This is a genomic window from Candidatus Bathyarchaeia archaeon (assembly GCA_035283685.1).
Lineage (GTDB): Archaea > Thermoproteota > Bathyarchaeia > Bathyarchaeales > Bathyarchaeaceae > DATETJ01.
This window is the reverse complement of sequence record DATETJ010000002.1, coordinates 154,089-172,342: the sequence shown is the minus strand read 5'-3', so window position 1 is coordinate 172,342 and position 18,254 is coordinate 154,089. Positions and strand designations below refer to the sequence as shown.

Annotated in this window: 18 protein-coding genes and 2 tRNA genes; 11 read left to right on the top strand and 9 right to left on the bottom strand. The window is 47.9% G+C overall.

The window, feature by feature from the left end; translation table 11 throughout:
* Positions 1-21 precede the first annotated feature (21 nt).
* Complete coding sequence (locus VJ249_00955; protein HKZ93134.1) at positions 22-924, bottom strand: presenilin family intramembrane aspartyl protease PSH; 903 nt, start codon at positions 922-924, stop codon at positions 22-24.
* A 121-nt stretch (positions 925-1,045) separates the two neighbouring features.
* On the opposite strand from VJ249_00955, the gene VJ249_00950 reads away from it, so the two are divergent.
* Complete coding sequence (locus VJ249_00950) at positions 1,046-1,747, top strand: ubiquinone/menaquinone biosynthesis methyltransferase (protein HKZ93133.1); 702 nt, start codon at positions 1,046-1,048, stop codon at positions 1,745-1,747.
* Positions 1,748-1,751: 4 nt separating this feature from the next.
* Here the strand turns inward: VJ249_00950 and VJ249_00945 are convergent.
* Both VJ249_00945 and lysS read right to left on the bottom strand, forming a co-directional pair.
* Positions 1,752-1,827, bottom strand: a tRNA-Arg gene (locus VJ249_00945).
* A 424-nt stretch (positions 1,828-2,251) separates the two neighbouring features.
* Positions 2,252-3,913 (bottom strand): lysine--tRNA ligase, encoded by a 1,662-nt coding sequence (gene lysS, locus VJ249_00940; GenBank protein HKZ93132.1) that lies wholly within the window; start codon positions 3,911-3,913, stop codon positions 2,252-2,254.
* A gap of 104 nt (positions 3,914-4,017) precedes the next feature.
* Here lysS and VJ249_00935 point away from each other — a divergent pair, with 104 nt between their 5' ends.
* A complete protein-coding gene (locus tag VJ249_00935) occupies positions 4,018-4,374 on the top strand; it encodes a DsrE/DsrF/DrsH-like family protein (GenBank protein ID HKZ93131.1) in 357 nt (118 codons plus the stop codon).
* A gap of 171 nt (positions 4,375-4,545) precedes the next feature.
* Positions 4,546-4,893, top strand: coding sequence for a nascent polypeptide-associated complex protein (locus tag VJ249_00930; protein ID HKZ93130.1), 348 nt, complete (start codon positions 4,546-4,548; stop codon positions 4,891-4,893).
* 12 nt (positions 4,894-4,905) lie between these two features.
* On the opposite strand, the gene pyrI is transcribed toward VJ249_00930, so the two are convergent.
* Positions 4,906-5,376 carry an aspartate carbamoyltransferase regulatory subunit gene (gene pyrI / locus VJ249_00925; protein ID HKZ93129.1) on the bottom strand — a complete coding sequence of 157 codons (471 nt, stop codon included), beginning with the start codon at positions 5,374-5,376 and terminating at the stop codon, positions 4,906-4,908.
* Positions 5,377-5,469: 93 nt separating this feature from the next.
* Here pyrI and pyrB point away from each other — a divergent pair, with 93 nt between their 5' ends.
* Both pyrB and VJ249_00915 read left to right on the top strand, forming a co-directional pair.
* On the top strand, positions 5,470-6,390 hold the full coding sequence (pyrB, locus tag VJ249_00920) for an aspartate carbamoyltransferase (protein ID HKZ93128.1): 921 nt from the start codon (positions 5,470-5,472) through the stop codon (positions 6,388-6,390).
* 28 nt (positions 6,391-6,418) lie between these two features.
* A complete protein-coding gene (locus VJ249_00915; protein HKZ93127.1) occupies positions 6,419-7,186 on the top strand; it encodes a GNAT family N-acetyltransferase in 768 nt (255 codons plus the stop codon).
* Positions 7,187-7,193: 7 nt separating this feature from the next.
* Here VJ249_00915 and VJ249_00910 read toward each other — a convergent pair whose 3' ends face one another.
* From VJ249_00910 to VJ249_00890, 5 genes are all read right to left on the bottom strand, one after another.
* Complete coding sequence (locus VJ249_00910; GenBank protein HKZ93126.1) at positions 7,194-7,421, bottom strand: hypothetical protein; 228 nt, start codon at positions 7,419-7,421, stop codon at positions 7,194-7,196.
* Positions 7,422-7,440: 19 nt separating this feature from the next.
* Positions 7,441-9,681, bottom strand: coding sequence for an anaerobic ribonucleoside-triphosphate reductase (gene nrdD / locus VJ249_00905; protein HKZ93125.1), 2,241 nt, complete (start codon positions 9,679-9,681; stop codon positions 7,441-7,443).
* A complete protein-coding gene (locus VJ249_00900) occupies positions 9,665-9,991 on the bottom strand; it encodes a glutaredoxin domain-containing protein (protein HKZ93124.1) in 327 nt (108 codons plus the stop codon). The genes nrdD (VJ249_00905) and VJ249_00900 overlap by 17 nt, the downstream gene beginning before the upstream one ends.
* Before the next feature lie 257 nt (positions 9,992-10,248).
* Positions 10,249-12,501: an anaerobic ribonucleoside-triphosphate reductase gene (nrdD, locus tag VJ249_00895; protein ID HKZ93123.1), complete on the bottom strand. Its 2,253-nt coding sequence runs from the start codon at positions 12,499-12,501 to the stop codon at positions 10,249-10,251.
* 69 nt (positions 12,502-12,570) lie between these two features.
* Entirely contained in the window at positions 12,571-14,022 is a 1,452-nt protein-coding gene (locus VJ249_00890; GenBank protein HKZ93122.1) for a radical SAM protein, read from the bottom strand.
* A gap of 154 nt (positions 14,023-14,176) precedes the next feature.
* On the opposite strand from VJ249_00890, the gene VJ249_00885 reads away from it, so the two are divergent.
* From VJ249_00885 to VJ249_00860, 6 genes are all read left to right on the top strand, one after another.
* Positions 14,177-14,254: transfer RNA gene (locus tag VJ249_00885), tRNA-Pro, on the top strand.
* A gap of 105 nt (positions 14,255-14,359) precedes the next feature.
* On the top strand, positions 14,360-14,482 hold the full coding sequence (locus VJ249_00880; GenBank protein HKZ93121.1) for a hypothetical protein: 123 nt from the start codon (positions 14,360-14,362) through the stop codon (positions 14,480-14,482).
* A 160-nt stretch (positions 14,483-14,642) separates the two neighbouring features.
* Complete coding sequence (locus VJ249_00875) at positions 14,643-14,786, top strand: hypothetical protein (protein ID HKZ93120.1); 144 nt, start codon at positions 14,643-14,645, stop codon at positions 14,784-14,786.
* Positions 14,787-14,809: 23 nt separating this feature from the next.
* The gene (locus VJ249_00870) at positions 14,810-15,784 is read left to right on the top strand and encodes a hypothetical protein (GenBank protein ID HKZ93119.1); all 975 of its coding nucleotides are present in this window, start codon (positions 14,810-14,812) and stop codon (positions 15,782-15,784) included.
* A gap of 766 nt (positions 15,785-16,550) precedes the next feature.
* Positions 16,551-17,711 (top strand): PLP-dependent aminotransferase family protein, encoded by a 1,161-nt coding sequence (locus VJ249_00865; GenBank protein ID HKZ93118.1) that lies wholly within the window; start codon positions 16,551-16,553, stop codon positions 17,709-17,711.
* Between the two features lie 193 nt (positions 17,712-17,904).
* A complete protein-coding gene (locus tag VJ249_00860; protein ID HKZ93117.1) occupies positions 17,905-18,180 on the top strand; it encodes a winged helix-turn-helix domain-containing protein in 276 nt (91 codons plus the stop codon).
* Positions 18,181-18,254: the final 74 nt, after the last annotated feature.

Sequence of the window (18,254 nt, the reverse complement as noted above, 5' to 3'; positions counted from 1 at the left end):
TATTAGTCAGGCATGTTAAGTTCAAAAAGGCAGAGAAAAGCCGACCAGTTCTCCGAACAACATGTAACTTGAGATCAAATAGCCCAATATTGCACCACTGCACAGAAAAGGCAGCCCAGCCTGCGGTTTTCCCCTGGCAAGAAAAACCATGAGCACAGCGAAGCCAAGCAACGTGCCAAACATCACTGACAAGGCAACTAGCAAACCGCCCTCGCCAATATTGTGAAATGCAGAGGCAACCAAAATCCCAGGCATCACAACATCGCCCAGACCCATGAAAAAAGCATCTCGCTCCTCCCCTTCTTTGAGTTTTTCCTTCAGACTCACTGTGTCCCTGATCAGAGAGTAGCTTCGCCTTTTTGGTATGACCAACATCACTGGCAATTTAAGATCAAGAACTACATCCGCGAGATCAATCATGTGCTTGGTCTTATACACTGAAATCGCATCATAAACAGCCAATCCAAAAAGTAGAATGATAACCAGCGAAAGGCTCAGCGATATGCCGAGCATGGCAATGGACCCAAGGCCCAGCAACACGCCTGTGACATTTATCACGTACCATTCAGGGTACTTGACAAGCAAAACGATCACGGCAGCCACAGCAGCTACAGAAAAAACCAAACTCAACACGTTCGAAACGACCATGGCTAAGAATGCGTAAAACACGTAAAACACAATGTAGCCAATAGAGCTCAAAACAATAACCTGTACCATTCGCTTCTTCCAAAACTTAGCGATAAGTAGCAAAACAGCTGTAATGACTAAGAGAGTGAGCAAGAAAACCACTACGTTTAATGGATCATCAGGGTTCTCGTACACCCCCAGCCCAGCAGTCTCAAATGGAGCGATGACCAATAAGGCCAAACCGTAGGTTAAGACGAACAAGCCGCCCATCAGAAAAACAGGAACTACATCCTTCATTTTGCCAACACTTGTGGTTTCTCAATTGATTCCTCAAGAAAGAACATTCAAGTATTTATGGAATCCCGTACAATGTTTAGATCAAGACAAGAGCGCCCCCAACAGATATACAGTGTTTATCATGTCGCTCAGATCCATGTTTACCAGTGTTGCTTCAAGATACGACTTACTTAATCGCATTCTAACCTTTGGCCTTGACGACGTCTGGCGCAAAACATGCGCAGGAGAATGCATCTCTAAAGGCGTGGTGATCGACCTGTGTTGCGGAACTGGCAAACTAGCCCAAAACATCCAAAAGCGTCTACCTCCGCAAGCCTGTTTGCTTGGACTCGACTTCAACAAAGCTATGCTCAATAAAGCTGTTCAGGAGACCAGATCGAGGGTGACTTTCATAGTCGCGGACGCCGCCTACCTGCCATTCGTAGACGCAAGTGTCGACCGAGTTGCCATATCATTCTCTTTCCGTAACCTAGTATTTAGGAACCCAAAAGCTATGACCCATGTTAAGGAGATTGCTAGAACCCTAAGAGAAAAAGGCAGATTTGCCTGCATCGAAACCAGCCAGCCCGATTCCCGCATGATCCAAATACTCTTTCATCTGTACTGTAAGAAAGTGGTGCCTTTGGTTGGTTGGCTTGTCTCCAAACGCAAAGCCCCCTACAGATACTTGGGAGCCTCTGCTGCAGACTTCCTATCAGCTAGGGAGATCAACGCCCTTTTGCTGAAGGCAGGATTCCACAAAGTGTCTTTTAAGGACAAGACTTTGGGCACGATTGCATTACACGTCGCCGTAAAGGAAGCCAGAGCACGCACAAAGCGATGAAAAGCGGGCCCGCGGGGATTTGAACCCCAGATCTCCGGCTCCGCAGGCCAGCGTCCTAATCCGGGCTAGACGACGGGCCCGTCGCTATTTGTGGAACAGACTCTAGTTTAAGCTTATTCGTTCTCTCAATAGGCAATGTTGAATCGATTTCCGCAGACCTCTTACTTATTGCTAAAATTCAGAATTCAACCGCTTCGCCAGATGTTGATAATCTTGTAGAAATTGACAACCTTTTTGTGTAGTGACGAAGGAGACCGGGCTGTTGCGTGTTTCCATCAATAAATCGAGGTTTGTCAATAGTCTGAGCGAGCTATCCACGAGTTCTCGTTGCAGGTTTTCCTGAGACGCAATTTTGGCTCCCGTGGTTCCGTTTCTAGCCATCTCAAGCACTTTAGCGAACAAGTCAAGCTTGCTTCTGGACATAGTAGGACCCCAATTTCAAAGGCTTCAGTCTCAATAGCACAAATACTATAAAAACTTTCCGAACGCAGTCTACAGACAAGCCTATTCTTTCAGAACTCTCTCTAATGCGTTGACCACGTTTTCTCTTCCCATCGCCACCATGTATGGACCCAGCCTTGGACCAGCCGGCGTCCCAAGCAAAACTGTATACAACGTTTTGAAGAATTGACCGGGCTGAACATTGTTTTTTCTTGCTGCATTGAAAACCGCGGTCTGTATCTGATCCGCGTCAGCCTCGGTTTGAAGCATCTGGACAAGCTCCTTAACGGCTGCTCTTTCATTGTCTGTCAGCTTTATCGTGGTTTCTTTGATCTCGGAGAACTCCTGGTTCCAGTTGTGCGCGTATTCTATTCTCTGCTGCAACTCAGGTGTGACTGCGTCTTTCTCCTTGAGGTAACCGTATTCCTGAAGCTTCCCTGCTATGTACTGGTTTTCTCCGCCTTTAGGCGCCACTTTGGCTAAGTAGGCGAGCAGGTTGAAGGACACGTGAAGGCTTGGCTTAGCAGGCGGCTTCAGCCACCAGCAATACTTGAATAATCCAGAGAGTTTGGTCAATTCCTTCTTGTCGACGATTTGCTTCTTTCCGAAGTAGGTGTCTTCAAGCTCGTCGAACTCGTTCATGTAGGTAGGTATGTCCAGTATGGATATGGTGCGGCTGCCCACAAACCGCTTCAACATGAGCAAGTTCAATGATTGCGGCGAGCCATAACGGAACCACTCCTGCGCTGTGAACACTGTGCCCGCAGATTTTGAGAATCGTTTGCCTCCTTTCGCCAAGAACATTTCGTATCGCGAATGGAACGGCGGCTCCCATTTCAATATTTCTCGGCATATGCGATCGTTAACGCGCACGGAATCAGCGATATCCTTGCCATATGCTTCATACCTTATGTCCAACGCTTTCCAGCGAGCTGCAAACTCAACCTTCCACACAAGCTTGCCCTCGCCTCGACGGTAGTTTACTTCGCCCTTGTGCCCACAGCCTTCAAACCGCTGTCCCTTGATCTCCATTCCTTCACACGAGTAGAGCACTTTGCCTTCTTTGGGCAGAAATTCATGCGCTCTGGTCGTGTAGATTCGTCCGCAGTTGCCGCACACCGCAAAATACGGCAAAGTTTCCTCAAACTTCTCCTGACCAACCTCTTCCTTGATGATTTCGCCCGCACGCCTAGCATTTGTCAGTATAATCTTGATCTCGTTGTTCAGCAGACCACGCTTGTAAACCTCGGCTGCTGACGTGAAAGTGTACTTGACACCGCACTTGTCAAACGCCTCAAGCAAAAGCAAGCTTGAATGCTCACCGAAACTCTTGTGGCATTTGAAAGGATCAGGAATGGATGTAACCGGAAAACCCAGAAACTTCTTCAGCGACTTGGGAAACCCCGCTGGGACCTTTCTCAAACCGTCTTTGTCATCACAAAAGGCAATCAGCTCAGATTGATGACCTTGCGCCTCAAGCGCCACGGTTATGGCATACGACCTGATCGCGTCGCTTACGTTGCCAACATGCGGAATGCCTGAAGCCCCGAATCCCATTTCAGTGCGAAGCAAATCGATCCGTCTGCCCAGCTTTCGCTCGCGCTCTACCACTTGAAGCGCTGTCTTATCGTACCATGTGCCGTGACCAATAATTTTCTCAGGCATCACTCGTCCAAGCCAGAATAATAGTTTCAGTATCCTGATAAAACGGTTTCTTCTACTCATTTGCTCTCGCGATGTCATTAAAGATAATCTTAAATACCACAGCTTGCTAACGTAATTTTTCTTAAGATTTTCATACAAATAACAAAAACAGGAGGCGTAAATCTATGAAAGTTACACTGTTCGTTGGGTCAGATGAGTATGAAAAACTGTGTTGCGCGCTTGACGCAGGGACAGTTGCCGCAGCCATGGGCGCCCAAGTCACCATGTACTTCGCCACAAGAGGACTCAAAGCCATTATGAAAGACGGAACCAAGAACATTCCACGACTGGAAGGCGGCCCAACTGTGGATGAACAACTTCGAAGAGCCAAGGAGTTCAAAGTCAAACTGTACGCCTGCGAACTGGCCACGAAAATCTACAAAGTTGAACAATCCGACTTAATAGCCGAAGCTAAGATCGCTGGCACGGCAACTTTCATAAACGAAGCTGCAGACTCTGACGTTGTTCTAACGTTCATCTAAAGAAAACCCAAAGATTCCTCTCAACTCCACGTGAAAGCCACTGGCGTTCCACCGTAACTTAATCGTCTCTGAGCCTTTCTCACGATACCCTTTTTCTGGGAGAGAGCAAAACTCTCAAGTTATTAACTAGTAGACTGATTAATGATGTAGTTTGGGAGGCGGTTTTAGACTGTGCGACGTGTAAACCCGCGTGAAGCCAAGCGCATGATGCAGCGCATGGGCATGAGCATGGACGCCATGCCCAATGTGGAGCAGGTCATCTTCAAAACCAGCACCAAAGAAATCATAGTTGAAAACCCCGAAGTCGCAGTTATGGAGATGCAGGGACAAAAGATCTTCCAAGTCATGGGCGAAAAAATCGTAGAGAAAGCCGTGGAGAAAGCCTTCAAGATTCCTGAGGAAGATGCGCAGTTGGTTGCGACTCAAGCCAACGTCAGCCTTGAACAAGCCAGAGCCGCGTTGGAGCAGACGAAGGGCGACCTAGCCCAAGCCATCCTCTTACTGAGCCAGACAAAATAGACGTCGCGCCTTCTAGAACTGTTTGAGAACGTCTTCCCTTTCCATTATGTGTCCGCAATAGTGGCATTTCAAGCGCAACGGCTCTGCTTTTCCAACGAAGAATCTTGCTTGTACAGGCTCATTGCTGTTTGAAACACATGACGGGTTGCCGCATTTCACCATGCCCTTGACGGTGTCGGGCAGTTTCACGCGCTGTTTCTCAACTACCTTGTAGTCCTTAACGATGTTTATCGTGGCCCGTGGCGCCAACAATGCGATTTTATCCACTTCAGAACCAGCGAGGAACCGGCCTTCAATCTTGACCATATCTTTGTGTCCCATCGTTTTGCTTGGTACATTCATGGCTATCGTGATAACGCCGGCTCTGCGTTCGGCTATGCCCAAGATTTTGGCAACATCCAGAGCGTGTCCACTTGTTATGTGGTCAATAACTGTGCCGTCCTTGATTTTTGAAACCTTTAAAGTCGGTTCCTTCTTAGCCATTTAGCCTCAGCTCATTCCAGCCGTTACCATTTGTGCTGTCTGCGAATAAAAAAGGTTATTTGTGTTGTGTCAGAGTTTGTTTGGGGTTTACCCTTGGAGTTCAAAGGAAGAGACATAATCTCCATCAAGGATTTTACGCGCAAGGAAATTGATTACATGCTTAACAGAGCCTCAGCCATGGAGCCGATCGCGAAAAGCCGGTCAACCATGCTTCGAGGCAAGATACTGGCCACATTATTCTACGAGGCGAGCACCCGAACAAGACTTAGTTTCGAATCGGCGATGCACAGACTGGGCGGTTCAAGCATAGGTTTTGCTGAAGCGGAAATAGCCTCGGTGAGAAAAGGCGAAAACCTCGCCGACACTATGCGAGTCGTGGAAAACTACGCGGACATAATAGCCCTGAGGCATCCCTTAGAAGGCGCAGCTCGACTGGCAGCTGAATTCGCCGAAGTGCCAGTGATCAACGCAGGTTCGGGCGCTGAAGAGCATCCCACACAAGCCCTGCTTGACATGTATACGATGAAGAAGGAGCTGGGTAAGATAGACGGGTTGAACATTGCTCTGACAGGGGATCTTCGTTTCGGCAGAACTGTGCATTCATTGGCTTATGCGCTTTCACTCTACGATGTCAAGCTCTACTTTATCTCACCTGAGCTCTTGCGCATGCGCCGAGAAGTTCTTGACACGATAGGTGAACGCATCAAAGTTGTGGAAACAAGCAGCCTCGACGAAGCCCTGCCTAAGCTTGACGTGCTCTACGTAACTCGCATCCAGAAAGAAAGATTCCCCGACGCGGCTGAGTACACCAAAGTCAAAGGCTCGTATAAAATCGACGCTGACACATTGAAAAACGCCAAGAAAGACATGATCGTGCTGCATCCATTGCCCAGAGTAGACGAGATCAGCGCCGAAGTCGACTCCACAAAGCATGCACGCTACTTCCAGCAGGTCTGGAACGGCATAGTCACAAGAATGGCGCTGCTAGCGCTTATTCTCGGAGCAACAAACTGAGCTGGACGACTGAAAGAGCCAACTCAACATGGTTTTACGGTTACCTGACAAGAAATCTATACTTCCAAGGCTCTACCGAGACTCCGTCGTTCACGTTGAAGAAATATCCTTAATTGAAGAGGGCTATCTGTGGCGCAATGCCCAAGTCTACGTCAAAGAGTCGAATTCAATGGAAGAGTTTCTCATTCTGCATCCGCCCTCCTTCTACTGGAGTGGCAAAAGCCTCAGCGCCTACATGTCAGCTCAAAGGCAATTAACCGTAGAGGAGTTTGCAGGTGTTTTGGAACGGAGACGAAGTTATCGCATGCATTTGGAAACTTCAGTAAAGCCGGGTTATGTCAAGCGGTTCATGCCTTGGCTAACTGAGAGCTACACAGTACGTTATTTCCGCGCTAATGCTTCAACCTTCAAGCCAAGTTGTCAGCATCGGGCAAATGCTGTGCAGTTGACGCCTAAAAACGTAAAACGACTAGATCCTTCTGCTTCGCCTTCGTTCATCAAACGTTTGAGGACAGCTTCTGTCTACGGTTACGTAAACGAGAAAGGCGAACTCGTAGCCACATCTGGAGTTGGATGGCTCACAAAGAAATCCTTCGGCGTCAGCTACACAGAAACCAAACCCGAGTATAGAGGAAGGGGAATAGCCAAATGCTTAACGTCACTAGCCTCCGAGTCTCTAATCAGAAAAGGACTGATCGGAGTCTACGCGGCAGATGTCACAAACCCCGCTTCGATGGCTGTCGCAGAAGGTTTAGGCTTTCAACCACACCGCGACCTAAAGTGCTACTTCAACTGAGTAGGGATCAGCCGCATTTTTCGCAGACGCCGTAGGTGGGCGTGTCTTGGTCGCCGTTGTTCCGTTTGTACCATGGGATTTCCTTCAATGCATCCAGCTTCTGTTGTTTCTGCTGTGTTTTCTCGTTTTCCTTCATCTTACTGTAGCAGGCTAATTGAATGTTGCATTGGTCACATTTATTGGCGCTATTCGCAATCCATCTGCCGAAGCATACACTTGTGGTTTCCATTTTCATCTCAATCCTCCATAATTGCTCATACAATGACTCTGAATCTGTCCTGCAGCTCTCGTTTCTTGCCCTCATTCCAGCCGCTCACAGCTTGATAGTACCCTGTGACACGCGACCACCATTCCACATTGTCAGAGCCACAGTTTGGACACAACTTGCTCATTAAAGGCGAAACCGTGCCACAATGGTTGCATATGGTCAAGTCTTTAGTGTAAGCATAATAGCCCACATGCGTCTGAGTAGCTATCCGCTTAGTCAACTTGTACAAAGCTTCAGGATCAGGCTGGGCTTCGCCTAGCCAAGCGTGAAACATGTTGCCACCGTTCAACAACGGAAAGAACTTCTGCTCAGTTTCAATTCGGTCAAGCAAACCTATGTTAGCGCCTACGTAGACATGCGTGCCATTGTTGTAATAGATGGGCACGTCTTTCTCACCTTCAGCCAACATGTGTTCAGCCCTGCCCAAATCGCCTTTCGCCAATTTCTGAGCATTGTCATGAAACGCGGGCGTAAGCAAGTCAGCAATAGCAAAACGTTGAGCCGTCGACTCCGCTGGCGTGCGCGCCAAAGCCAGTTTGACGCCTGTCCGCGATTCAAGTTCCTTCTTGTATTTCTGCATCTCCCGAATAAGTTTGACTAGGATTTTGACTGCCTCAGGGTTCTCGTGCAGTTGATAGCCTGTGTGCCACTGAGCCATCTCGTTGCCGCCCACCAATCCAATGGTGTTGACTAAACCATCAAAATCAATAGCAGGCTGTCCCTTCGCACCTGTGCGGGGGTCGATGGGGCGTTGAGTGGCAAAAGGAATCCTGTTTCGCTTGCGAATTAAATCCATCCATTTGCGCTTGATCCTGAAAATCTCCACGGACAAGTCCATTAGTCGACGGGCTTCCTCGAAAAGCGCGGCGTCATTATGATTTGCCTTGTAAGCCATTCTGGGAAGGTTTAAGCTTACAACTTGCCAGCTGCCCATAGTGAAGTGTTTGCCGTCGACAAAGTTCACTTTTTCATGAAAGTCAGCGCTGCTCTCCGGTGTTTCCACGAAGCAGTAGGCGCAGCATTGATAGCACGAGACACCTTTCCCGTAGCCTCTGTATGGGGGCAGCAAATTGTCAAAGTACGGCGTTCCATATTTGGCTACGACTCTGTGCACGTCCAGCCAAAACTCATCGTATTCAGGCTTGAAAAACTCGGGGCTGATGCTATTCTCGAGTTTGGGGAAGTTGAAGGGTTTGCCTCGGAAATCACCTTTCAACGCCACTTCATACAGAGCTTTGAACATCATGCGAACTTCGTCTTCAAAGTCGCCGTACAAGTCTGGTCCAACTCGTCCATGCACGACCGCCGGCACCTTGCGCCAAAGCTCGGGCACTCCAGGCTGCACCTGAATATTGCTGAAGACGAGTTGACCGCCGCGAGCAACGTATGCCTGCGTGTACTCGAAGAACATCATCTGCATCATTTGCTTGATGCGGTCGTAACCTATTCCTCGCATGAATGGCGCCAAGAAAACCAGAAAGTTGTAAAAGCCTTCTCCGCCTGCAAAGTTAGTTTGAGCCGAAGCCAAGATCTTGGCTGTGTGTAAGATCGCTACTTCAGGATGTCTGGCTGGACCGGCCACGCTGGTTCGCGTGCCTATTCCGTCAGGCATTAAGCCATAGTAGAAGAAGTAACGCAAGTCCCAGTCTTGACAGAAAGGTCTGGTGCCAAAGTACTCCAAATCGTGAATGTGCAAGTCACCGGACAAGTGAGCATCCGCCAGTTTGTGCGGCATAAGAAGCAGGTATTCTTCACCTGAAACCCAATCGGCCTTGCGTTTGTGGGAGGTTTCCGCATTTGGCTGGAGGTTGGCGTTTTCGTTGGCTTTGAAGCCTTGACCCAAATCCATAAGGTATGCATCATAGACCGGCGCACCGACTCTTGTGAGGATGTTGCGGTACACAGCGTATTCGGGCTTTTCCTTAGACATGCCGAGCAAAACGTTGTTGACTAGTTCTCTAACTAGGGGCCCGCTTACAAACTTCAATCGAAGGCTTAGGATTCTGCGTTCAACATCAGACGCGATTCCTTCAGCTTCTTCTTGGCTCATGGGCGGTGTGTCGAAAAACTCTTTTGCGAGTTTTGTTTCGTTGAGAAGTTGTTTTACAATTGCTTCTCTGTTCCAAGAGACTATGAAGCCGTCGCTGCCTCTGACCTTGGGCATGAGCTCTTCATAGGGTTGAAGAACAAGCTCTCCGTCGCCGTTACCGTCAGCATCGTCGGCCATTGCCGTTGCCCTCCAGAATCTCCTGCAACCTGCTCACTGCAAGTGCGTTGCCCTCAAAGAGTTCAGTCTCACTGTAGACCGAGTTCTCAACCTCAAGCACTGGCGCTGAAAGCACCACCACATCTCTCATAACAAGCTCAGCCATAACGTCCACGTTTTCGAGGCTGCGTTCCTCAAACTGCCTGTTTGCTGTTTTCAACCAATCTTTGAGCATGCTGCACTTGTGGCAACCGTTTGAAGTGTAGACCACAATCTTCCTTGTCTCGGAAGAGTTGGAGTAATCTGGAGCCGAAGTGTAATGAGAAACCACTGAGAACACCAGCACAGGAGCAAAGACCAACTTAACTGCTTAAGTTAGTCTTTAATCTTACATACACTTTCTTGTGTAAAACCTCAAAAACATTAGACAGAAGACACGAACTTTTTATACATAAACCTGCTCAAAACACGCATGATGGTTTTTACTTAAGTTTTTTGGAATAAATTGTTTAAAATTCTGTACAAGCTGCTCGAGAAATTAACACAAGCAATATGCGGTCAGGGCAGCTCACAGAGATATTTCTGGATTCAACCTGAGCCCAGTGCATATTTTGCTGAAGCCCTACTGTAACTTGCCAACGCGTCGGTTGAACCACAGGTGGGACACTTTGCCGGCTGCCCTAAAACCGCCTTCCCGCAACGGTTGCAGTAGGTAACGACGCGACTAAAAGTGTGTAAGCCGATTCTGCTATCCGAGGCTAGTTTTCTGGAGGTTCCCAGGAGTTTGGCAGGGTCAGGTTCGTCGCCTTCGATTTGTATCGGGGTTAGATGCCCTCCTGAAGCCAGTTGCTGCATTCGTTCCTCGATTTTGAGTCTCAGATCTAAAGTGATCTGAGCTTGTTTTGGAACGGCAACTAAATCCGTGTAAAAGGGCTGCTCTTTGTTTCCGCTCACGCGAATCCGTGCCCAGCCATAGCGTTCAATGTCTAGTTGAGCGAGGCGTTTTGCAGCGCTAGGGGAAGGAATCATTGCTGTAACAACGCGGGTTTCGGGTTTTCTGAAGCTTTTCCGGACATAGTCATGAATGTGCTTCATTATCTGTTCAGCTGTCTCTGTTGATTTTGCTTCCTCGTGAAGCGGTTTGCCCGTTAATGATTCTACGGCTTGGTTCAAGCCTACAAATCCGATGAGGCGTGTGAAGTTTTCAAATCTGGCGTATTGCTCGCCATCTGCCCTATGAGTCAAGAATGGAAGTAGCCCTTCTCTGGCACGCAATTTGATCGTTTGATACTTGATCTCCAAGGCTCGCAATGCCATCTCAAGCTGTTCGTCCAACCGCTCATAGAACCGAGGGGCTTTCTGCTCGCTTTCATATGCGAGTCTGGGCAGGTTGATTAGGATGCTATCCATGGTGCCTGTTCTTAGAGTGTCAAGCTCCCAATCTCCTTTCCAGTCATTTGAGAACCGGGTGCCTGTCGCCGAGTAAGAGGCGCATGCTTGTTCTCGCCAGCCGAGGTTTGCGAAAAATGGCAGTCCTCTCTCAGCCGCGAGTCGATGTGCTAGAACTAGGAGCGATTCACACTCCTTGCTTTGAAGTGCTTTTGGTCGCAGTTTGATTACAAGACTTGGTTGAAAGAACGGCTTGTCCCTGCTCTCCTCTAAAACCGTTTCCATGAGCAGCGTCGCTAACAGGCGTGCCTCCTCAAGATAATCCGCGTAGGGGCCGATTCTCTTTCCTTCTGGACCGATTGCCTTTTCGTTTCCCAAGAAGTCTGGAACAACAAGTTCGAGGGCAAAGGATGCAGGCAAGACGGAATCAAAGTCTGCAAGGGTCTGATTAAGGTTAATCAAGAAGAGGCGCAAGTTCTCTCGGATTCTGTCAGTTTCAACTCCTCGGATAAAAGGCGCTAGGAACACGTTGAAGTAGTCGAGCAACTGCTCGCCTGTAACTTCGGTAGCCGTTATTCTTAGCAGGTTCGTTATTGTTGCGAGTGCCGCTTCCAAGCTTTTGGGAGCGGAGCTAGAGGCTATCGCCTGTTGGGGTCGATTCAGCTGGAGTCCATGCTTAAAGAAGTGTCTCACGTCATGTGCAAACTCGCTTGGCTTGAGAATCCAAACGCCTAAGTTGTTTAGATGAAGCGAGCCGGAGAGATGAGCGTCTGCTATATCACGCGGTAAAGCGTTCAGAAGCGTGTACTCTTCAATGACCGAATTGCCTGCCGACGAGTGAACAGCTTTGACGCTTGAGGATTCCGTGCCAGCCGACTTAATGAGTCGAGTAACATCGTAGACGGGTAGTCCAAGCCTCGTCAGTTTGTGCCTGTATTCTTCCAAGCCTTTTTCGATGAGAATGGCGTTGACAAATTCGCGGATGAGGGGCGCAGTCAGATATTTGGCTTTTACTTCCAAGAGTTTTGCTTCAGTTTCGCGGGCTATTTTCTGCGCTAGGTCTTGAGGGACTTTCGCTTCTTTCACTAATGCTCGAGCGATTTTGTTGCGGTCAAATTCCTCCATCGCCAAGCGTGAAGTGCGAACCATCATTCTGCGTCGTTTGAACGTCTGTTCCTCTATGGCTTCTGTGACATCGACAAGCATTCGCCCGAGGTCTGTGAGCCTGTACTTCTTTGTCTCTGCGTCTGGCTCAATCAAGTCAGCCTTCATAAGGGATTTCAAGTGATAAGCGAATCTGCCCGCGTCTCTACTCGGGTTCAGATGGAGGATGTTCATTATCTCAGTGTAGGACAGAGGGCCTCTGTCAAGAAGCATGTTCAACACTTGAAGCCGCAGCGATGAAGCAACAGCCTTCAGCACACGCGCTCCAAGCGGACGCGGACGGGGCATAGGACACCACGCTTTTTTAGTTGCTTCCTAACTAGCAGCAGCCCAGCATTTATAAGTTAAACACAGGGTCTACGAACTGGCCTTTATGGGCTCAAGTTTGGTCTCACGCCTGACAGTATCCCTGATTTCACCGGCTCTGACCAAATTGCTTAGAAACGCGGTCATTCGATAGCGGCTTTTGAACGTCTTGAGAACCTCGTCTATCAGTTTTGCAGGTCGAAGGTAGAATGTTTTGAAGTAATCATACGTCATTCTCTGGATTTCTTCGAAAGGCACAGCGTGGGGCGAGATTTGGGAAACGTAGACGCCTTGTTCCCAGTATTTTTCTTCATCTATGAAACCCTTCTGCACCAAATCGTTCCAAGAGTCGGTTCCTGGGAAAGCGCTCAAGATGTTAAGCTGAGGTACATCTATGGGCAATTCATATGCGAATTTGAGAGTGGTCTCCACCTCTTTGCGAGTCTCGTCTGGAGCGCCGACTATGAATGAGCCAACTATGACGTCGATGCCAGCTTTTTTAGCCCATCCGACAGCTCTTCGGGTCTGCTCTGGTGTGATGCCCTTGTTGTAGTAGTTGAGGATGCGTTGATTGGCGCTTTCCACGCCGAAATAGAGTAGGCGGCAACCCGCCTTCACCATATCTCTGAAGACTTCGTACTTGCAGTTGTCTACACGCGAGTCGCAGAACCATTCTATATCCATCTTCTCTTTTCTTATCTCTTGGCACAGTTTCTGTATGCGTCGTAGGTTCAAGGTGAAGTTGTCGTCTACGAAGAGAAACTGTCTAAAGCCCTTGCTGTAGAGCAGTTGCAGCTCTTTCATTATGTTTTCAACTGAGCGAGGTCGCCACACACCGCGAGCGAATTTTCGACATCCACAGAAGGAGCAGCGAAATGGGCATCCGCGTGACGAGATCATAGACGTGAACTTCCTCGTGGCTACCTTTATGCCGAAGATTTCAGACGTGTATTCGGCGTCTATTAAATCACGGTCTGGTATAGGTAAAGATTCAATGTTGCCAATCAGCGGCGCATCAGGCGTTGAGACAACATGCCCCTCGTTCCTAAAGGTTAAGCTGTCAATTTCCTTGAAATTTCTCTTCTTCTTCATGCAGCCTGCGAGTTCAGGAACAACGTGTTCGCCTTCGCCGCGCACAACAGCGTCGACAAACGGATACTTCTTCAGTATTCGCTCAGCGTTGAAGGTTGCATGATAGTTTCCGAAAACGGTGAGCAAGTTTGGGTTGTCTTCCTTTGCTCGCCGCGCCAAATTCAAAGCTTCTCTGTATGAAGTTATCAAAACCGAGAAACCAAGAATGTCCGGATTCTCCCTCTTCACCCATTTCAAAACCTGTTCAGAAGAGAGTCCTCTTGTAGCCTGATCAAGAATAGAAACTTCGAAGCCAGCGTTCATGAGCATGCCAGCACAATAGAGCACGCCCAAAGGCGGCCAAGGCGCTTCAATTTTTCCCTTGGCCTCAGGCGCAGGGCTTGGGCAGATGAAAGAGAATTTCATGCTCATAGACACGCTCCACAATCCTTCCGCGTGATAGTGAAATAAGTCTTTGCTGCATCCTGCTTAGCCCACGCTCCGCGTTACCCTCATGACCACCGGAGATCGGTCTTTGAAAACGCTTATCTCAAAGCCGCTCTTTCAAGTACTGAACCATAAGGGAGGGGCTGTCGGCTAGCTTGGTCTAGGCTATGAGCCTCGGGCGCTCGTGACGGGGGTCCAAATCCTCCCAGCCCCACCATTTCTTTGCTTTGTCAATTTGGTTGTTTTTTGTTGTTTTTTCGTGTTTTTCGTAACTTGCAGTAACGTGGTGGGATTCCAGTTTAAGCCGAGGTTAGCTGCGGTCTTGGCTGTTCTCAACGGTGTTTCAGTGGGCTTAGCCTACATAGTCAGCCAAGGAAACATAACAGCAACAATCATATGGTTCGCCAGAAACAACAGGCGCCACAGCAGCACTATGCTACAATAATGAAGAACAATGCATTGCCTTTCTGATCAATTCACGGAAACTTGCAGGGACGAAACAATATCAACATGCTTGTTAAGATGTGTGTAAAAAAGATATAGCATTTGATCTTGGATACAAAAAAGATATTTGCATGATTTGCATATTGTTCCTATGAGGTTCTATGTCTACGGAACAATTCGTCAAAGATCTTCAAGAGAAACATAAAGAAGACATAGAAGCGATTGAGAAGCTACTTGACATTCTAAAGGAATTGCAGGAAGAAAAAGCGAAAGTATATAGCTTCTATGTAACGAGCAATTTATAAATCGACACATATTACTTTAATTCATGTCGAGCGATACAACATTCCAGAAACTAATATCTTCGAATGATTTTCAGTTGCATCGGAAGCCATTAATTCAGAACCTGCAGAGACTGCTCAATGCCAAAGTCATCACGTATACTGCAAGTCTATATCATCCTATTCCGATGATAATGAACCAAGACATACCTCTTTTTGAGGACCTACTTCGTTCTACTGCTGGAGCAGATGAAGGCTATCTGATCATCAACTCTCCTGGCGGTGATGGAAATGTTGCAGAAAAGATGATTACGATGTGTAGACAAAGGTTTAGCAAGTCGTTCAAGGTTATCGTGCCTAACTTCGCTAAAAGTGCTGCCACAATGATAGCACTTGGAAGTGACAAAATACTTATGGGTTACCTTGCAGAGCTTGGGCCCATAGACCCTCAGCTAGGTAATCCATTCACCGGCAGCTTGATTCCTGCAAGGTCTTTTATTGACGGTCTTGAAATGATTCGCCATTACATCAAGGAGAAGGGCGATCCGGTCCAGATGTATCTTCCGATGCTATCCCAAATCAAGCCAGAGATTATTGCGCAATGTCAAAGCGTGATTGATGGATCGTGCGAGTTCGCAGAGAAGTGGCTTCGGACTTGCATGTTGAAGGATAAGCCAGAACAAGCCAAGCAAGTGGCACAATGGCTTTCACAGGGTGTTAAGTACAAATCTCATGGAAAGGTAATTGATTACAATGAAGCACGCGAGGTTCTGAAGCTTAATGTGGAAAAAATCGATCATAGTTCCGAACTATGGAACAACATTTGGGAGTTATACTGCAGATCGGTTCTCTTCCTCCAGCAACAAAATGCAGCTAAGCTGTTTGAGAGCGAGACAGTTTCCCTGACCATGCACATTCAAGTAATGGGACAACAACGACCGCCACAGCAACCTAAGCGAGTGATACAGCCTTCCCAAGCTCCTCCATCAGAGCCCGAATCCCGTCTCCCCAACAAACTTTAGCTTCCAAATCCCAAACCAATAATGCAAAACCTGCTCATGGTTAACTAGATTCAAGGCTTTTAGAATTTCATTGTGGAACCTAAGAGGTCGCGGCGCAGACTACTTCCGAACAGAAACCGGTTCGGTATTATTACTGTTTCCAAGCGAAAGTTAATAACATCTGAAACAGAAACCGGCTCCACACGCCACCCCTTGACAAAACCACGCCTAAACAGCGACGAAACCTGACACAAGACAGCAGGCAAACAGGACCCAAGGCATCATACAGAAGCCCAAACTGACCCCAAAAGCACAATGCTCAAACTTGTTGATGTCACTAGGAAGCAGTTTGACGACGACATCCACACAGCCACAGCCGCAACACGGTAGAAGAAGGCTAAAGGGAATTAGCGCCTTCTTCTTTTGAAATTTCTCTTTCCGCAGAGCCCGCCAACATGCGCAAACGTCACGCTTGCCAACATTAAACGTCACGCTAAACAACATTGAAAGTGCGCTAAACCAACCTCAAACCCAACCCAAAACAACCCCAACACAAAAACACAACCCAAGACACAAACAGAAAAGTCTAACTTTCACCACAAAAAAATTTTCAGCAGCCCATACTAACCCTACCCAACTAACTCAACGTCATTCTCGACCAAGCTAGCAGCAACCTTATATCTGAAATCATAGTTCAGTCGCAATCACACAAATACTTCAACATTGAGAGGGGGCATCAAACACGATTAAGGACTTATCAGCTTTCTACTCCAAAAACGCACGAAACATGAAACGCTCCGAAATAAGAGAACTTCTCAAAGTCACCCGGCGACCCGACATAATCTCCTTCGCAGGCGGCTTACCAGCCCCAGAAACCTTCCCCGTCAAAGAACTCGAGGAAATCTCATGCCAACTACTACGGGAAAAGGGAGCCACGGCACTACAATATGGACCAACCGAGGGAGAAGCTGCGTTACGCGAGGAACTAGCAAAATGGCTATCACACGAAAAAGCCACAATAAAACCCGAAAACATCCTAATCACCACAGGCTCACAACAAGGCTTAGACATCGTCTCCAAAATTTTCCTCGACCCCAACGACATCGTCATCATGGAACTACCCACCTACATCGGCGGACTACAAGCCTTCACATCCTACAGAGCCAAGATGATCGGCATACCCCAAAACAACCACGGCATGAGAATCGACCTGCTCGAAAAACTGCTAGCCAAACTAGCAAAAAGAAACAAAAAACCCAAATTCATCTACGTAGTTCCAGATTTCCAGAACCCTTCAGGCGTCACAATGTCCTTGGACAGACGCAAAGCCCTCTTGCAAGTGGCTTACAAATACGAGATACCCGTACTGGAGGACAGCCCCTACCGAGACCTCCGTTTCGCCGGACAGACCATCCCAGCTATATACAGTTTGGACACGGAAAACCAAGTCATCGTACTAGGAACTTTCTCGAAGCTACTGTGCCCTGGCCTTAGGTTAGCGTGGATAATCGCACCCGCAGAATGGATGGACAGGATGATTGTGGCCAAACAGGGCATGGACCTTTGTTCGCCTAGCTATACTCAGCTCATAGTCGCTGAGTTCCTGAAACGTGGTCTTTTGAAAGCCCAAGTTGAAAGCATACGCAAGCTCTATGCCAGAAAACGCGAGGTCATGCTGGCAGCCTTGAGAAAGTATATGCCTAAAAGCGTGAAATGGACTGAGCCCGAGGGCGGCCTTTTCTTATGGGTTGAACTGCCCAAAAAAATGAGCGCTACAGAACTCTTCCCGAAAGCTATTGAGAACAAAGTAGCCTACGTCATAGGCTCAGCCTTCCACTGCAATGGGAAAGGACACAACACCATGCGAATCAACTTCTCTTATCCCTCAGAACAACAGATAGACGAAGGAATCAGACGTCTAGCAAAAATGATTAAAGAAAACATGTAGCCTTGCTCCAAATGCGAAAAGACCACGTCACTTGCTTTACATTTGTAAAGATTATGGGCGAAAAAGAAAAATACCTCTAGAGGTTTTAGGGAGAATAGGGAGGGGAGGACCTATGTTGAGTTTGACAAACGTCGTAGTTTCGCCCCTAACATGTCTAAAAGTACTTCTATCACAATTCAAGAATAGAGGAAGAATGGGCATAGTCGTTGACATCTTGGACACAGTTCAGCGCAATCATCCACGTGGGCGCACGAAAACGCAGATAATGCGTGGCGCCAGATTGAGCTATGAACAAACGTGTCGTTATCTGGAGTTTCTAACGTTATGCGATTATGTTCGTGGCGAGAAAGTTCGTCAAGGCGACCGCGAGTTGACCAACTATCATTTGACGTCTCAGGGTTTTGAGGTTTTCAAGCAGTTGTACACTCTGCATACTGCTATGGAGCTGCTTTCACAAAGGTTCATGTAGATCGTCCAAAGGGAAAGAACAAGAGATTGGGGCGGTGCGGGTTTTTCGGAAGCGGAGGCAATGGAGTGAGAGGA

What these genes read in the sequence shown, in the direction of transcription:
- VJ249_00955 (HKZ93134.1), bottom strand. Translation starts at nt 924, where the DNA reads ATGAAGGATGTAGTTCCTGTTTTTCTGATGGGCGGCTTGTTCGTCTTA.
- VJ249_00950 (HKZ93133.1), top strand. Translation starts at nt 1,046, where the DNA reads ATGTCGCTCAGATCCATGTTTACCAGTGTTGCTTCAAGATACGACTTA.
- lysS (HKZ93132.1), bottom strand. Translation starts at nt 3,913, where the DNA reads ATGAGTAGAAGAAACCGTTTTATCAGGATACTGAAACTATTATTCTGG.
- VJ249_00935 (HKZ93131.1), top strand. Translation starts at nt 4,018, where the DNA reads ATGAAAGTTACACTGTTCGTTGGGTCAGATGAGTATGAAAAACTGTGT.
- pyrI (HKZ93129.1), bottom strand. Translation starts at nt 5,376, where the DNA reads ATGGCTAAGAAGGAACCGACTTTAAAGGTTTCAAAAATCAAGGACGGC.
- VJ249_00915 (HKZ93127.1), top strand. Translation starts at nt 6,419, where the DNA reads ATGGTTTTACGGTTACCTGACAAGAAATCTATACTTCCAAGGCTCTAC.
- VJ249_00910 (HKZ93126.1), bottom strand. Translation starts at nt 7,421, where the DNA reads ATGAAAATGGAAACCACAAGTGTATGCTTCGGCAGATGGATTGCGAAT.
- nrdD (HKZ93125.1), bottom strand. Translation starts at nt 9,681, where the DNA reads ATGGCCGACGATGCTGACGGTAACGGCGACGGAGAGCTTGTTCTTCAA.
- nrdD (HKZ93123.1), bottom strand. Translation starts at nt 12,501, where the DNA reads ATGCCCCGTCCGCGTCCGCTTGGAGCGCGTGTGCTGAAGGCTGTTGCT.
- VJ249_00890 (HKZ93122.1), bottom strand. Translation starts at nt 14,022, where the DNA reads ATGAGCATGAAATTCTCTTTCATCTGCCCAAGCCCTGCGCCTGAGGCC.
- VJ249_00875 (HKZ93120.1), top strand. Translation starts at nt 14,643, where the DNA reads ATGTCTACGGAACAATTCGTCAAAGATCTTCAAGAGAAACATAAAGAA.
- VJ249_00870 (HKZ93119.1), top strand. Translation starts at nt 14,810, where the DNA reads ATGTCGAGCGATACAACATTCCAGAAACTAATATCTTCGAATGATTTT.
- VJ249_00865 (HKZ93118.1), top strand. Translation starts at nt 16,551, where the DNA reads ATGAAACGCTCCGAAATAAGAGAACTTCTCAAAGTCACCCGGCGACCC.
- VJ249_00860 (HKZ93117.1), top strand. Translation starts at nt 17,905, where the DNA reads ATGGGCATAGTCGTTGACATCTTGGACACAGTTCAGCGCAATCATCCA.